Annotated in this window: 11 protein-coding genes; 9 read left to right on the forward strand and 2 right to left on the reverse strand. The window is 40.2% G+C overall.

The features are described from left to right. Window positions 1-5: 5 nt before the first annotated feature. The 4 genes from LHL20_RS17665 to radA all read left to right on the forward strand — a co-directional run bounded on the left by LHL20_RS17665 (window position 6) and on the right by radA (window position 6,176). On the forward strand, window positions 6-2,096 hold the full coding sequence (locus LHL20_RS17665) for a site-specific integrase (protein WP_226434241.1): 2,091 nt from the start codon (window positions 6-8) through the stop codon (window positions 2,094-2,096). Next, on the forward strand, window positions 2,086-3,084 hold the full coding sequence (locus tag LHL20_RS17670; RefSeq protein ID WP_226434242.1) for an AAA family ATPase: 999 nt from the start codon (window positions 2,086-2,088) through the stop codon (window positions 3,082-3,084). Before LHL20_RS17665 ends, LHL20_RS17670 begins: the two co-directional genes overlap by 11 nt. 189 nt (window positions 3,085-3,273) lie before the next feature. Beyond that, on the forward strand, window positions 3,274-4,734 hold the full coding sequence (locus LHL20_RS17675) for a site-specific integrase (RefSeq protein WP_226434243.1): 1,461 nt from the start codon (window positions 3,274-3,276) through the stop codon (window positions 4,732-4,734). A gap of 65 nt (window positions 4,735-4,799) precedes the next feature. Further along, window positions 4,800-6,176: a DNA repair protein RadA gene (radA, locus tag LHL20_RS17680; RefSeq protein WP_226434244.1), complete on the forward strand. Its 1,377-nt coding sequence runs from the start codon at window positions 4,800-4,802 to the stop codon at window positions 6,174-6,176. 194 nt (window positions 6,177-6,370) lie between these two features. Here radA and LHL20_RS17685 read toward each other — a convergent pair whose 3' ends face one another. After that, a complete protein-coding gene (locus tag LHL20_RS17685; protein ID WP_226434245.1) occupies window positions 6,371-6,703 on the reverse strand; it encodes a hypothetical protein in 333 nt (110 codons plus the stop codon). 125 nt (window positions 6,704-6,828) lie between these two features. Beyond that, complete coding sequence (locus tag LHL20_RS17690; protein ID WP_226434246.1) at window positions 6,829-8,121, reverse strand: exonuclease domain-containing protein; 1,293 nt, start codon at window positions 8,119-8,121, stop codon at window positions 6,829-6,831. Window positions 8,122-8,210: 89 nt separating this feature from the next. Between LHL20_RS17690 and LHL20_RS17695 the strand changes: the two genes are divergently transcribed. From LHL20_RS17695 to LHL20_RS17715, 5 genes are all read left to right on the forward strand, one after another. Then, on the forward strand, window positions 8,211-9,083 hold the full coding sequence (locus LHL20_RS17695) for a WYL domain-containing protein (RefSeq protein ID WP_226434247.1): 873 nt from the start codon (window positions 8,211-8,213) through the stop codon (window positions 9,081-9,083). Window positions 9,084-9,097: 14 nt separating this feature from the next. After that, window positions 9,098-10,663 carry a type I restriction-modification system subunit M gene (locus tag LHL20_RS17700; RefSeq protein WP_226434248.1) on the forward strand — a complete coding sequence of 522 codons (1,566 nt, stop codon included), beginning with the start codon at window positions 9,098-9,100 and terminating at the stop codon, window positions 10,661-10,663. Further along, complete coding sequence (locus tag LHL20_RS17705; RefSeq protein WP_226434249.1) at window positions 10,664-11,884, forward strand: restriction endonuclease subunit S; 1,221 nt, start codon at window positions 10,664-10,666, stop codon at window positions 11,882-11,884. 24 nt (window positions 11,885-11,908) lie between these two features. Beyond that, entirely contained in the window at window positions 11,909-14,809 is a 2,901-nt protein-coding gene (locus LHL20_RS17710; RefSeq protein ID WP_226434250.1) for a type I restriction endonuclease subunit R, read from the forward strand. A gap of 56 nt (window positions 14,810-14,865) precedes the next feature. After that, window positions 14,866-15,334: hypothetical protein (locus LHL20_RS17715; RefSeq protein WP_226434251.1), on the forward strand; the 469-nt coding region annotated here is incomplete at its 3' end.

A 15,334-nucleotide genomic window follows, 5' to 3' on the forward strand; every position in this document is an offset into this window, starting at 1 on the left:
TGGCAATGATAACTAGTATTCAAGTCACCAATTCACAGCATTCAGCTTTTGAATTGGGCCGCAAGCAATGGGCGATTTTAAAGGATATTGAACAGCGCTATAAAACCATGGATGTGTCGTCTTTTCTTCATAATTCGAGTATTTTCGATAACGAGTGGGATATTAAAGGTCGGTATAAAATCAAGTTTGAGGATTACCTGCCGGCACCAGAGCACAAACCACTTCGGTTGCTGTTACAGGTAGCAACTTATGAAATGATCCATACACTACATTTGTCAGTTTCGACCGTCTACACATATCTTATTAACTTCTTAGTTGAGTTTGTACCTATTTTAATTGTTCGAGGGGTATTAATAGCGCCCCCCAACGAGCCATTTTCATCGTTTTCTTTACTTGAAAACCACGAAATAACCAATCACGTTCAATTAGCATTGGTAAAGCGCAAGACAATTCCCGTGGCAGCTCTGAGTTTTATGAGTAAACTGTCAGCACTACCCCAACAAGAATTAAAATCGCTTATCGGCTTGCCGCCCGCCCCGTGGCTTGCTGAAGGTGTTAGTGTCCAGAAATGGTCTGAACAACAAAGAGAGATTGCTGGTATCGAGGTAGAAAATAAGTTTTACCCACCACTGCCTTTTGAAACTGTCTCCAAGATTGTGAATCACAGTCTCCCAATTCTTGGTTCACATGAAGCTCTAGGGGGCTTTACGGCAGCTATTCGCAAAGCGCGTAATGCTAACAGCGTTAATGACGCCTCAAAAGCTCTTTCGGTCGCAAAGGAATGTGCACCAGTAAGAGACTACGCTCTGAAGCATAGTGACGTATTCGATAAAATGATTCCTATAGAAATTAAATCTAGAGATACACACAAAAATGGAAAGGTGCACCCGTTTAAATATCTCACCGTTTCATGGACAAATGACACTCTTCGTCTTGCACAATCAGCCTGCGCGTGGATTATTTTATTGACGACCGGGTTACGCAACGTAGACATGCGTAATCTGCGTGTGGGTTGCTGCCAACCGTCTAAAAAGCATAAAGACATCTACTGGCTTGTATCGGATGTGAAGAAAACAAAAAATCGTATTGTGCTGCCCGTTGGTAAAACAACCTATCAAGCTGTTAAGCTGCTAGAGCAGCTGCGCTACGACGATAACACCTTTCTATTGACTGAACTTAAGAAGCCAAACACATACAACGCCCCTGTATCTAGGCGCAAGTTTGACAGAGACGAACTCGGAAAAATGAAAGACAGCAATACCTTAAATAAACTTCTTAAGTGTCTTTCTAAACACTATGGTTTTGAGTTGAATACAACTCTAGATGAGGAAGCTACAGCACACTGTGTCCGCGCCACACTGGCTGGCTATATTGCAGAACATTCGCACGTAGCCATATTACTGCTTAAACGCCTATTTGGACACACAAATGCCTTGATGCCCGATGAGTATATTCGCAGAAACCCGTTGGTTATAAAGAAGCGTGATGAAATGCTGAAAGAAACACATGGCGCTATGGCAAAAGACTTAGCGAAAGCAATTGTTAACCAGGAAGTGAGCGGGCGTTACAGCGTCTCCTTAGAAAAAGGCGCAGAAGTGCTGAAAAACGAAATAAACGAAGAATTTAAGCTTGCAAACAAAAGTTTGACAGAAATGGATATGCTGCAAACGATGGAGGAGCGATTAACCCAATTGTTGCTTGATGATATCGAGGATAGTGAAACATACGCCCTAATCACTCCGCTTGGCGTTGTGTGCATGCGCCCAACAGCTGATGGAACTGATAGCCCATGCTCTGCTCACCTTAATCATTCGAAACGCCAAGACTCGAAATTATCAAGAGCCATCACTGACGCACTGATGACACTGCCCAATCCTTCCCAATGTGTAGGGATTAGTTGTCCGACAGCGCTATTGGGTAAAAAATGGTCTCGCAAACTATTGGAAACATTTGACTTCTATATCAAGTACAGAGCGGGAATTAACCCTAACTTCGATGTTGATGAAGAAGCATCTGCTTTCGTGAAAATGTACGCTGAACCACTTAAAAAGATCTACTCAGGCGAACGCAATCACGGTTATTTCGATGTCCGCTAAAACTAAGAAGGTATACGACAAACGTAGTCACGACGAGCGTATAAATGATCTATGCATTGCGTTTGAAACACTCAAAACTGAGGCTATGGCAGCAAATAAGAAAACGTTAGCCTCAGCAGCAAACGTATTGGCCAAAGCCAACGTCAACAAAACGTATTTTTATGCCAGTGGCGGTAAAATAAAAGATCCCCTTATTCAGGCACAGTACCATAAGGTTAAGGACAAAATTAAAGCATTTCTCAATGATTTTGACGCTCTCATGCAATCGAACAGCGCGCTGTCAAAGGCACAAACAATAGCAAACAAAGAAAAGGAACGTGCGCTCAACGCTGAAAGTTCACTGCTACAAAGCCGAGAAAAAATTGCGGAACTAGAAAACCGAATACAGAGCATAAAAGACAAGCACAATGATATGGAAGTAAACCTTATAGATTCCACTTATAACACAGCCATACTCAAGCAAGCTGCACGAGGCAGCGTTGTCAGTATTACTTCAGCTAACGTGATCTCACCTGATTTGCATCTAACTATCAATGGCAAATATTCATTTGATGATGACGCGTTGCGCGAACGCGCTTGGGAGCTTTGTGAGAGAGAGCTTGAGGCGCTTCTCAAGCGTCCACTTCCTATGCGTATTTATCTGCTTGTCGGCCCTCCTAACGCTGGTAAAAGCTACTGGTGTCGAGAGCAGCAATTTCTAAACAGTGACAGGCATCCCGTAATTATTGATGCCACAAATCTAACACAAAGCGACAGATTGAAGTGGATGTTAATCATTCAGCAATACGTGCGTACCGCAAATATAAAAACTCGTGCTGTTGTATTTCAAACGCCGGAAGAAGTATTGATTGCGCGCAACAACCTGCGTGAACTATCAAAAAAAATAGACAATCGAACCATCTTAAATAAAGCAAGTAAAATGACTTGGCCGGATATGAAAAAGGAAAAGTTTGATGAAATGGAGGTAATTAGGTATGTCGACAATTAATGCAATGCAAACGCTCTTGGAAAAGTTGTACACGGCTATTAGATTCGTTGATGCCAGTATGTGTAGCCCGGTCTATAAGGGGGTCATGAAAACCCAAAAACAAGTTGTGTTTTGGACGAAAGGCGGAGCAATTGAAAATACATTAAACCGAATATTTGGATTTGAAAGAGTATATATTGGGTTTTGATTATGGCGATCGAGTTAGAATACAGAGGAGGATTAAGAGACTTTCCGTTTCCCTATGATGTTGGAACCAATGAACCAAATCTTCACATCATTGACTATGCAATTTGCCGACAAAAATATCCTAAGAGGATACATCCGCAGTATCGAAAAGCTAGTGCTAAAACCATAAGAGATAGCATTTCACGAATAGTATTCTTTATCAACCGGTTAGCAGAACAGAAAATTGAAGATCCAGAAACCGGTGAAAGTACCATTGGTGTGCATTATCTCCGCGCCACGTTTAATGACAATATGGAGCCAATTATTAATGCACTTCGAAATGGCAATGGCGATCCTGATGCTGCATGGAAAGAAGCATCAATAGAGCAGTATGTTAAAGCCTGGCGTTCATTCTATCGTTTTCTCACGCTGACGCATGTTGAACACATGATGCATATGCCAGACACGATCTCATTTGAAGGGAAAAATGATATAGATAATAACTTCTTATCTCATACCGCTGTATCACATACCTATAGAGGCGAAATTGAAACGGCGATTGATTCAAATAATAAAGAATTTTCAGATGACTATTGTGACAGCGTGTTATCAATGGATGATTTTTGGTCACTCTACGCCTTTTTGTATGAAGACGATCCTGTATATTCGGCGATGTTATTCGCGCAAACCACAACCCTCTTAAGAGCTTCAGCTCTGATTAACGATTTCACACTTACACCAACAGCACTGAACAAAAATTTCTTAACCTATCCGCAAGTGGAAAGAAATGAAGAGCTTTATAAACAACCTATTTTCTATGTGAAAAAAGGTGGAAAAAAAGGGAAAACCTTTCTTTCACGCGAGGTACATGCATTATTACACCATGAATACATCGCTCCAAAAATCGACAAGGGAATTGGTATTACACCAATGAGCTATGCCGAGCGATTAAAGAGATATAAGGAAAAGTGTCAAAAACACAAAAAGTGGGGGGCAGACAAAGATCCTACCGCGAAGCCTACATGGATAAAGCAAACAGGCACACCTGTTAGCTACCGTGAATACCAATACGCACTTGAAAGAGCATCTGATGCTCTAGGAATTAAAATTCATTCGCACATGTGTCGGCACACTGGTGCAACACAGATACTTTGGCGTTACCTTAAAATGCATAACAAAACCGCATGTCATACAAATGATTTAATGGTTAATGATGCTCACAAGATACTACAGGAAATTCTAGGACACAAGAACGTTGAAACCACGAAGCGCTATGTATTAACTATCGAGCGGATGATACTCGAAAATCAAATGGACGACATGTTGAACTATACCTTTGCTAAATCGAAAGAGCACTACAGTGAACTTACTAAGAAAAACCCTAATTTTGCACATTGTGTCAACGCATTAGAAAGTGCTTCTCAACGTTTAGACGGTTTCATGCTTGGTAGAGAATTGACACAAAAAACACGATATAATCAGTAAGCAACAGCGGATGCGATAGAGTAATGGTAGTTATCCGTCGGATTGACCAAGAGGAAAAGCAATAGGTGGCAAAAAACAAGATAAAATTTGTTTGTACTGAGTGCGGTGCGGAATCGTTTAGATGGGCAGGCCAATGCTCACAATGTAAAGAATGGAACACCATTACCGAATTTAAAGAGCCAAAGTTGGGAACTGGTAAAAATGTTACGAGTATTTCAGGCTACGCTGGTGCTAAGGAGTCAGTTCGAAAACTCTCTCAAGTTAAACTGGAAGACGTGCCTCGAATCAATACTGGTAACGCCGAATTTAATCGAGTTTTGGGCGGAGGAATTGTGCCAGGGAGTGTTGTTCTTCTCGCTGGAACACCTGGCGCCGGTAAATCTACACTTACGCTTCAAACTTTGTGTGAAGTCAGTGAACAGATCGATTCGCTTGTGGTATCAGCAGAAGAGTCAATTTCTCAAATTGGATTGCGTGCTTCTCGGCTTCAATTACCTACAGAGCATCTAAATATTGCATCTGAAAATGATGTTTTAGCCATCTTAACCATGATCACAGAATTACAGGTCAAACTGGTTGTGATCGATTCCTTACAAGCAATGTACCATCCTGACGTTCAAGGTTCACCTGGTGGTGTGAGTCAACTTCGTGAATGCATGCAGACATTAACTCAATATGCAAAGCAGAATAATGTTGGAATGTTCATCATTTGTCATACTACCAAAGACGGTTCAGTTGCTGGTCCACGCGTCGTAGAACACATTGGTGACGCTATGCTGATGATCGAAGTGATGGAGGGGTCGAGATTTAGAGAATTAAGAGCCCAAAAAAATAGGTTCGGCTCGACTAATGAGTTGGGACTTTTAGCTATGATGCCAGACAATGGTTATTTAAAGGCTGTTACAAATCCAGCGGCTATTTTTCTTAATCGTAGCAGAGAGCCAAAACCGGGTTCAATGGTTGCGTCACTTTGGGAAGGGAGTCGTTCTGTTTTGGTTGAGATTCAAACTTTGGTTGTTGATTCTCAGCAAGGAAATCCACGCAGACTAGCCGTAGGGCTAGATCAAAATCGTTTGAATATGCTGGTCGCGATATTGATGCGCCATGCAAACCTTGCACTTTTTGACCAAGAATTGTACGTAAATTTGGTTGGGGGATTAAGATCATCAGACCCCAGCACTGACTTACCATTGGTGCTTTCAATGGTTTCTTCATACCGTAGTAAGGCAATAAAGCACGAGATAATGGCTTTCGGTGAAATTGGATTGTCGGGTGAAATTAGAGCTGTTCCAAGTGGCCTAGAGCGAATTCGACAAGCAGCACAGCAAGGCTTCAAAGTTTGTATTTGCCCCAAAGGAAACGTCCCCAAAAAAGTTCCAGATGGTATGACTATTCACGCTGTCGATTCATTATCAGAAGCCATCGAAAAACTCGATTTTTAATCGGCGTGTAATCACATGTAGTTTCATTTGTAATAGTCATATCTTATCTTACAGTTTTGATGAATAGGTTTAAATTTCATCTGACAGGCGGTTGTGAGCGAACAAGAGACATTCACAATAATGATGTGCTATTAGCTCAATTTTATAAAGCGAACATTACTCCAACCCATTTATGCCCCAATGTATGTTTCGCTCTATAAGTTGTTTAAGCATGCTGAACACATACTCTGTTCTTTGATGTGACTTTCAAAGACCAAAATATCGTCTAGCCAACGCACATTTGTGAATGAAAGATTTGTTTGTTGAATTTTTGCTAGCAATTCGTTTTGAGGCTCACCAAATGTGCTTATTAAAAGCACCTCATAATCCGCATGAAATCTGTCTCTATTGCTTCTGCTCTCTCTTATTACCCACTCGCTGCCTTTCCAAAGCACGGTATGAATCATTTGAAAAAACCTTGCATCGGAAAGATTTTCGTAGCTTCCGTCGTGTAAATCGGTTTGTGAGTTATACACATCCCAAGTCATAATTTTTATACCCTCTTAATGAATTTTTGATATTTTCATTAACCATCCTAATCACCGATATTAAAATAAAGCTTAATCCTGATCTTAATACTGAATTGAAGCCTTGACTCTAAACACCTGCAATCTTACTTATGCGAATTATCAAATTTGCTTTGTGCACGTAACCAGAAATCGCAAGGCATTCCGGTTAACACCTCAAGCCTTTTAGAAAAAGTAACTGTTACGCTTATTTTCTCTTTAAGAAAATCATTGAATTGCTCGTCTGACAAATCTAGCTGCTTACTGAGGACTTTATTATCTAGCCCCTGAGCTTTTAGCTTTTGTAAAAACAAATCCTCGAAATATCGAGCTGGGTGCAGAGTCTCTTTGGTATCTGGCATATCGACAATGTAACCACCTTCAATTTCAGCAATGCTTCTAAGCTTTTGTCGGCTTCGAATTCTAGAAGTCGAAACATCGACTCCGGGGTTACCCAGATTATTAAGCTTGAATGGGTTTAGATTTCGCTCTTGGCTTGTCTGCCAACGGTCACTCGAAGCCTGGATTACTTTTGCACTCGGGATAACATTCATTACCTCGGCAACAACTGATTCAACCAAATCCGCGAAGCTAATGGCCTCTCGACTTAATTCGATAGCAATTCTTCCATCGCCTGAATGGCTGACAATCGCGTCATCAAACCCAACATCAAAAAGACTGTCGTCAATTTCATCCATCGTTAATGAATCATCATTTATTTCAAATTTAATGGTGGCTTCATAAATTCCTGGCCGCTCTTTATCATTAAAAATCAACGGCAAAAGCTTCGCCGTATTTTTAGCATCATCCAAAGCTCGGTGATGATTTCCCTTGTATGAAATATTTGAAATTTCCAAGGCTTTCTTTAATCCCACTTTCTTTCTCAGGTTACGAGACACTTTAAATGCCTCTTTCAAATTCAAGTTGAGTGACGGGGAAAATGCTGGCATCCCGTGCGATGCACAATCGATATTAAGTTGCACTAAGTCGTAAGCCCCCCAAGTAGCAAAAATATATTCAGCATCGCTAGGTAACCAGTCGATGAAATTCGCGAACAGCTTTGGAAATGGCTCTGCAACATCTAGCTCAGACTGTGTGATCCCTGTTAACTCTGTGCAGAATTTGCTTAACTTCGGATGGATAACTGGGCGAATCAAACAACTAAACTCATCAATTATCTGTAATGAACAAGTATCAATAAGTACAGCACCGATTTCTATTGTCTCCCGCTCCTCAGGTGGGAGCGAACCGTCTATAGCGCATGTATGTTCAATGTCTACGACTACTATATGCCTATAATCATTGATTAGTGAGTTGAGGTTGCCTGAATTATATTCTGGTTCCATCAATGTTCTGAGCTCTGTTGTATCAATTATTAAATAGCCTACACCATCAACCACAAAATAATCAAAATGATTACATCAATTTGATTGCTCCTTTTCACAGTTTAAGCTAATGTACTTTGATTAAAACTTGGTTTTATTAAAGTATGAAGCTCGAAAATCTGAACCATGCACAACGCGAACGCCTGGCTTTTGTTGATTTTAGCCTTGAATTCTTTGGTCAAATAGCAAGAGCAGACTTGATCCAAAAATTTGGAACTGGTTTGGCTTCGTGTACTCGCGACCTTTCTCTTTATAGGGAGTTGGCACCAGGCAATGCTGTGCTTATGCATGAGAATAAACGGTATGTGCGCTCAGAAGCATTTAGAGCCATTTTCGAGCACAACCCTGAGGAAGCCCTGAAAACATTAGCAAGGGGCTTTGGAGATGGCTTCTCGTTGCCACAAGAGAAGTCATCGGCATGCTTTGATGCGATTCGGCTGGTTTATCCAAGCGCTGAAATCATTTCGGCCATCATGAGAGCCATTTACTCTAACTCAGTAATCCGATGCGAATATGAGTCACTCAGTAGCGGCACGACCAAGAGAGAGCTAGTACCACATGCCATTGTTAATAACGGTCATCGTTGGCATGTGCGAGCTTATGACCGTAAGAGCAAAGAGTTTAGGGATTTTGTTTGCACGCGATTTAAGCGTATCGAACTGCAAGAAACTGAGCCTAAAAATAATGAACTGGCCGACATGGATACTGCTTGGAATACGCTTTGTGAATTGCAGCTAGTACCTCATCCGAGCCTTAGCCATAGCAAGGCCATAGAAATGGATTACGGCATGACAAAGGGCATACTTGAACTTGAGGTTCGAGCCGCTTTAGCAAATTACTTACTCCGCCAATGGAATGTTGATTGTACCGACAATGCAACGCTAACTGGCGATGAGTACCAATTATATTTGAAGAATAAAAACAGCCTGCTCGATTTAATCGACTTCTCAATAGCACCAGGCCAACAACTTAACTAGGAACAGTTACCAAGATGGTTGAACAACACAAAAAAGCACTCGAAAAGCAGTTATGGAATATTGCCAACGCCTTACGTGGCAACATGAGTGCCGATGAATTTCGTGATTACATTTTAGGCTTTATCTTCTACAAATATTTGTCTGAGCGTATGGATTTATACGCTGATGAGCTTTTAAAAGAAGACGGTATTAAGTTTGACGCTATCGACGAAAACACTGATGAAGGCAAAGAATATCTAGAGGCTATTCAAGAAGAAGCCATTGACCACTTAGGTTACTTCTTAAAGCCAAGTGAGCTTTTCCATGTACTTGCTCAAAAAGGTGAAAACGGTGAGTTTATCTTGGAAGCATTATCTGAAGTGCTTAACCATATTGAACAAAGCACTATGGGAACGGCATCAGAAGATGACTTCAATGGTCTTTTCGATGATTTAGATTTAACCTCAAACAAGTTGGGCAAAACCGAAAAAGCCAAGAACGAGCTGATTTCAAAGATCCTAGTTCACCTTGATGATATCGACTTTCTGCACCACGAAACAGAAATCGATGTACTAGGTGATGCATACGAATACCTAATCGGCCAGTTCGCTTCTGGTGCAGGAAAAAAAGCCGGTGAATTCTATACCCCACCCATGGTTTCAAAATTGCTAGCAAAGCTAGTGACTATGGGCAAAGACAAGCTGCGAAGTGTTTACGACCCAACCTGTGGTTCAGGCTCATTGTTACTGCGGGTAGCCAAAGAAGTAAAAGAGGTCGGCAACTATTACGGGCAAGAATCTAACCCAAGTACCTATAATCTTGCTCGAATGAATATGATCTTACACGGTGTGCATTATCGTCAGTTTGATATTCAACAAGACGATACATTGGAGCAACCACATCACACAGAAAAACGCTTTGAAGCTGTGGTAGCAAACCCTCCGTTTTCAGCAAAATGGAGTGCATCGGCTGGCTTTTTAACCGATGAGCGTTTTCAGGATTACGGTAAGCTCGCTCCAGCCTCAAAAGCCGATTTTGCCTTCGTGCAACATATGGTTCATCAACTAGATGACGATGGCACTATGGCAGTGGTGCTGCCTCATGGCGTGCTATTCCGAGGTGCTGCTGAAGGCCATATTCGTAAGCATTTGATCAAAGATAAAAACTATCTAGATGCGGTGATAGGTTTGCCAGCAAACATATTTTACGGCACAACAATACCTACCTGTATTTTAGTACTTAAGAAAAATCGCCAACATAGCGATAATATTCTGTTTATTGATGCGAGCCAAAGCTTTGGGAAAGCAACCAATCAAAATTATCTTCGAGATGAAGATTTAGAAGCAATTTTACAAGCTGTAGAAAACCGAAAGTTTGCTGACAAATTTGCTTATGTTGCATCTTTAGCCGAAATAGAAAATGAGAACGACTTTAACCTCAATATTCCAAGATATGTGGATACTTTTGAGGAAGATGAGAACGTTGATTTGGAAAGAGTTCACTTAGATTTGATTTCAACGCAAAATGAATTGGAAGAGTTAAATTCGCAGCTCAGTTTGCATTGCAAAGAGCTTGGTATACCAAATCTAGGAGAAATTTAGATGACTTCTCCTAATATTAGATTTTCAGCATATTCTGATAAATGGGAAAAAGAAACTGTTGGTGATGTCAGCAAAGTCACTTCTGGTGGGACTCCAAATAGAGCTAACCCTGCTTATTGGGGAGGTAGCATTCCGTGGGTGACTACCTCTCTAATAGATTTTAATAAGATCGTTAGTGCAGACGAATTTATTACCGACGAGGGTTTAAAAGGTTCTTCAGCAAAGCTTTTTCCTAAAGGTACATTACTTATTGCTTTGTATGGGCAGGGTGTTACTAGAGGTAAAGTAGCTTTACTAGATATAGATGCTACAACAAATCAGGCATGTGCTGCGATGATGTTTGATAAAAATAAAGTTTATCAAGATTTCGCCTTTTTTCAGCTAATGTCAAAATACGAAGGTATAAGAAATTTAGCCAATGATGGAGGACAGAAAAATTTATCAGGGGGATTAATTAAATCTCTTGAGTTGACTCTACCTTCTATCAAAGAGCAAAGACAAATAGCTGATTTCCTTTCCTCTGTAGATAAAAAAATCAGCCTATTAAAAGAAAAACATGCCTTACTCAAACAATACAAAAAAGGCGTGATGCAAAAGCTGTTTAAGCAAGAAATCCGCTTTAAAGATGACAATGGCAATGACTTTCCTGACAGGCAAGAGCTGAGATTTGAGCAAGTTTTTGAGCGGGTTACTCGTAAAAACAAAGAAGACAATCAGAATGTGTTAACCATCTCTGCCCAACGAGGACTGATTAACCAAGAAAAGTATTTTAATAAGTCTGTATCTGCGAAGAATGTTACTGGTTACTACTTGTTAGAAAAAGGTGACTTTGCTTATAACAAAAGCTATTCAAAGGGCTACCCGATGGGCGCAATTAAACGCCTAAATAATTATGATAAAGGCGTCGTATCGACACTTTATATCTGTTTTAAGTCTCACGGAGAACAGCATGATGAGTTCTGGGAGCAATACTTTGAAGCTGGTAACTTAAATAGAGAAATAAACAAAATTGCTCAAGAAGGTGCTAGAAACCACGGTTTGTTGAACGTCAGTGTTACAGAGTTTTTTCATGATGTAAAAGTTGTCGCTCCATGTGCTGAAGAACAGCAGAAAATAGCAGATTTTCTGCGCGTTCTTGATATAAAACTCGATGCTGTAAATCAGCAAATTGAACTAACTCAAACCTTTAAAAAAGGCTTGTTGCAGCAGATGTTTGTATAAGGATTAGAAGTACAAGGAATTAATGTGGCCTATCAATCAGAACAAGAATTAGAAAATAACTTAGTAGCACAGCTTGTTAAAGGTGGCTTTGATAAAGCCGTCATTACCGATGTTAAATCCCTTAGAACTAACCTTAAAAAGCAGCTTTCAAAGCTGAATGGCTTTGATATTAGTGATAATGAGCTTAAGCAAATTCGTAATGCTTTATCAAAAGGCAACGTGTTTGATAAAGCGAAAACGCTACGTGATAGGCTACAAATCAACAAGGACGATGGCACGGTTGGTTATGTTCGATTTCTTGATGATGACTTTAGTAAGAATCACTTCCAAGTAACTCAGCAAGTAACGGTAGAAGGCCATTATAAAAACCGTTATGACGTTACCATACTGGTAAATGGCTTGCCGCTGGTTCAAATTGAACTTAAGCGCAGAGGGTTAGAGCTTAAAGAAGCGTTTAACCAAATTAACCGTTATCAACGCCACTCCTACTGGGCGGAAGATGGCTTATTTCAGTATGTTCAAGTATTTGTTATTTCTAATGGCGTAAACACTAAATATTACGCCAATAATCGCAAACAAAGCTTTAAACAAACCTTCTATTGGGCCGATGTTAAAAATGAGCGTTATACCGAATTAACTAAGTTTACCGACGAGTTTTTAACGCCTCAACACCTAACAGATATGATCATTAAGTATGTGGTGTTGAATGAAACTGACCGCATTCTTATGGTGATGCGCCCATATCAAATCTATGCCACAGAAGCGATTATTGAACGAGTTGCAGAGCGTGAACAGTTAAAAGCTCAGAATCAAGCAACTGATGAGCTCAACGGTTACATTTGGCATACCACAGGCTCTGGTAAGACACTAACCTCGTTTAAAACAGCTCAACTTCTTACCGGCGATAGCAACATCCATAAAGTGGTCTTTGTGGTTGATCGTAAAGATCTCGACTATCAAACTAGTAAAGAATTTAATGGCTTTGCCAAAGGTTGTGTTGATAGCACGGATAACACTAAGTTGTTAGTAGACCAGTTTACTGACGCGCCAATTCCAGCGGACAAAGTTAACGAAAAACGTAATACCAAACTGATTGTTACTACCATACAAAAGCTCAATAACGCCATTAGCCATAAACGCTATTCCAAACGCATGGAACCGGTGCAAGATAAAAACATGGTGTTTATCTTTGATGAATGCCATCGCAGTCAATTTGGCGATACCCATAAGAAAATCACTCAGTTCTTTTCTAATCATCAAATGTTTGGTTTTACCGGTACACCTATTCTTGAAAAGAATGCAGTGTCAAAATCATCTCGTAAATACACTACGACAGACTTATTCCACAAGCCACTTCATAAATACACCATTGTTGATGCGATTAAGGACGAGAACGTGCTCAAATTCAATATTGAGTACGTTGGCCGCTATAAGAAGAAAGACAGCGCTAATGAGGTGGATATTGAGGTTGAAGGCATTGATACCAAAGAGCTGATGGAATCTGATGTTAGGTTGGAAAAGATCACTGATTACATTATTGCTCAGCATAAACGCAAAACACACAACAAAGAATTTACCGGCATGTTTTGTGTGTCGAGCGTACCTGCCTTAATTAAGTATTATGAGCTATTTGCCAAGAAAAAGGCGGAAGGTAAACACAACCTCAGAATTGCGACGATATTCTCTTATGCTGCCAATGAAGAAGATCCAGACGCTGATGGCTTAGATGAGGCCGTATTGGATAAGGTTGCCGAGCCTCAGGCCGCGTATAGCCATAGCCGAGATAAGCTAGAACAGTTCATTGGCGATTACAACGAGATGTTCAGCTGTAGCTATACCACGAAAGACAGCGAATCGTTTTATAACTACTACAACGATATTTCTAAGAAAGTACGGGAACGCAAGATCGACATTCTGCTGGTCGTGAACATGTTCCTTACCGGCTTTGATAGCAAAACACTTAATACTTTGTACGTTGATAAAAACCTTAAATATCACGGGCTGATTCAGGCGTACTCACGCACTAACCGCATTCTGAATGAGCAAAAGTCTCAGGGTAATATTGTTTGTTTCCGTAACCTTAAAAAGCGTACAGACGAAGCCTTAGCACTGTTCTCAAATAAAGACGCCAGAGATACGGTGATAATGCCGCCGTATGAAGAATTCCTTAAGCTGTTTAACCAGACTTTAGAGCAGCTTAAAAAGATTGCGCCAGAAGTAGATAGTGTTGATTCATTGCAAGATGAGCATATGGAGCTGGAATACGTTAAAGCCTTTAGGGAATTAATGCGATTGCGTAACGTGCTTTCAACCTTTGCCGACTTTGAGTTTAATGACGTAGACATCAGTGAACAAGAGTTTGAAGACTATAAGAGCAAGTACCTTGATCTTTATGACAAAGTTAAGACTAATACGGCACCTGAAAAAGAATCTATTCTCGAAGAAGTCGACTTTGAACTAGAGTTACTGGCAATGGATGAAGTAAACGTTGCCTACATCTTAAAACTGCTTAGCAAGCTCAAAGAGACAGACACTGAAGAAGAATACCAGTATCAATATAAAGCACTTATGCAGGTTATTGGTGGTGATCCTTCCCTTCGCAGCAAACAAGAATTAATTGATAAATTCATCCAAGAAAACTTACCAGAAGTGAAGTCAGCTGAAGAAGTGGATGACGCGTTTGCAGTTTACTGGGAAGTAGAAAAAGAAAAAGCCACTCAGCAAATGGCTGAGGAAGAAAATCTTATTCCAGAAAACGTAAAAGAACTAGTCGAACGCATGATCTTCAACAACCAAGAACCACTGCGTGAAGACATAGTTGCTACAATGGAAAAGCCCCCGAGTGTATTACAACGCAAGAAAGTAATACCAAGGCTTGCTGAGAAGTTTAAGGGCTTTGTTAATACGTTTTATGGTGGGATGTAGCACTTCACTATAACCACGAGGCTTTAACAAAATTATAAGAATGTAGGATAGATAAAATGGAACCTGTCTCAATAGCTGTTGGCGGAGTAGCTTATTACGTTGCTACAAAATTCGTAGACCAATTCATAACACAAGAGGGATATGGCTATATTCGCAACCTGCTTTTTCCAAAGCAAAAGTATGTAGACAGGCTCTATCAGCTTATTGAGGAAACAACTTCAGAGTTTGAAACTGAATACCCAAAAGATTCAGACAAGGTTCCGTTCTATCAATCTCAGCCGTTATTTGATGTCCTGAATGAATATGTATTGTTTAGCGAGTTACCTGACAAATCGGAATTGGTTAATAAGTTTAATGAATATCCAAATGTATTACCCCCAACGCAGCAGCAACTTGAGCGTTTTTATGCGATTTTAACGCTTAAGATAAACAACTGTGAAAAGTTGAAAAAACTCCATTTTGAAGAAACTTATAAAGAAAAAATATTCGATATCAGTAATGAAATATTACAGATAAAGCTCATAC

The sequence above is a fragment of the Alteromonas sp. McT4-15 genome (genome assembly GCF_020515205.1).
Lineage (GTDB): Bacteria > Pseudomonadota > Gammaproteobacteria > Enterobacterales > Alteromonadaceae > Alteromonas.

Excerpts from the sequence above, each read along its gene's own strand:
- LHL20_RS17670 (WP_226434242.1), top strand. The coding sequence starts at position 2,086 with ATGTCCGCTAAAACTAAGAAGGTATACGACAAACGTAGTCACGACGAG.
- LHL20_RS17695 (WP_226434247.1), top strand. The coding sequence starts at position 8,211 with ATGAAGCTCGAAAATCTGAACCATGCACAACGCGAACGCCTGGCTTTT.
- LHL20_RS17700 (WP_226434248.1), top strand. The coding sequence starts at position 9,098 with ATGGTTGAACAACACAAAAAAGCACTCGAAAAGCAGTTATGGAATATT.
- LHL20_RS17705 (WP_226434249.1), top strand. The coding sequence starts at position 10,664 with ATGACTTCTCCTAATATTAGATTTTCAGCATATTCTGATAAATGGGAA.
- LHL20_RS17675 (WP_226434243.1), top strand. The coding sequence starts at position 3,274 with ATGGCGATCGAGTTAGAATACAGAGGAGGATTAAGAGACTTTCCGTTT.
- LHL20_RS17665 (WP_226434241.1), top strand. The coding sequence starts at position 6 with ATGATAACTAGTATTCAAGTCACCAATTCACAGCATTCAGCTTTTGAA.
- LHL20_RS17685 (WP_226434245.1), bottom strand. The coding sequence starts at position 6,703 with ATGACTTGGGATGTGTATAACTCACAAACCGATTTACACGACGGAAGC.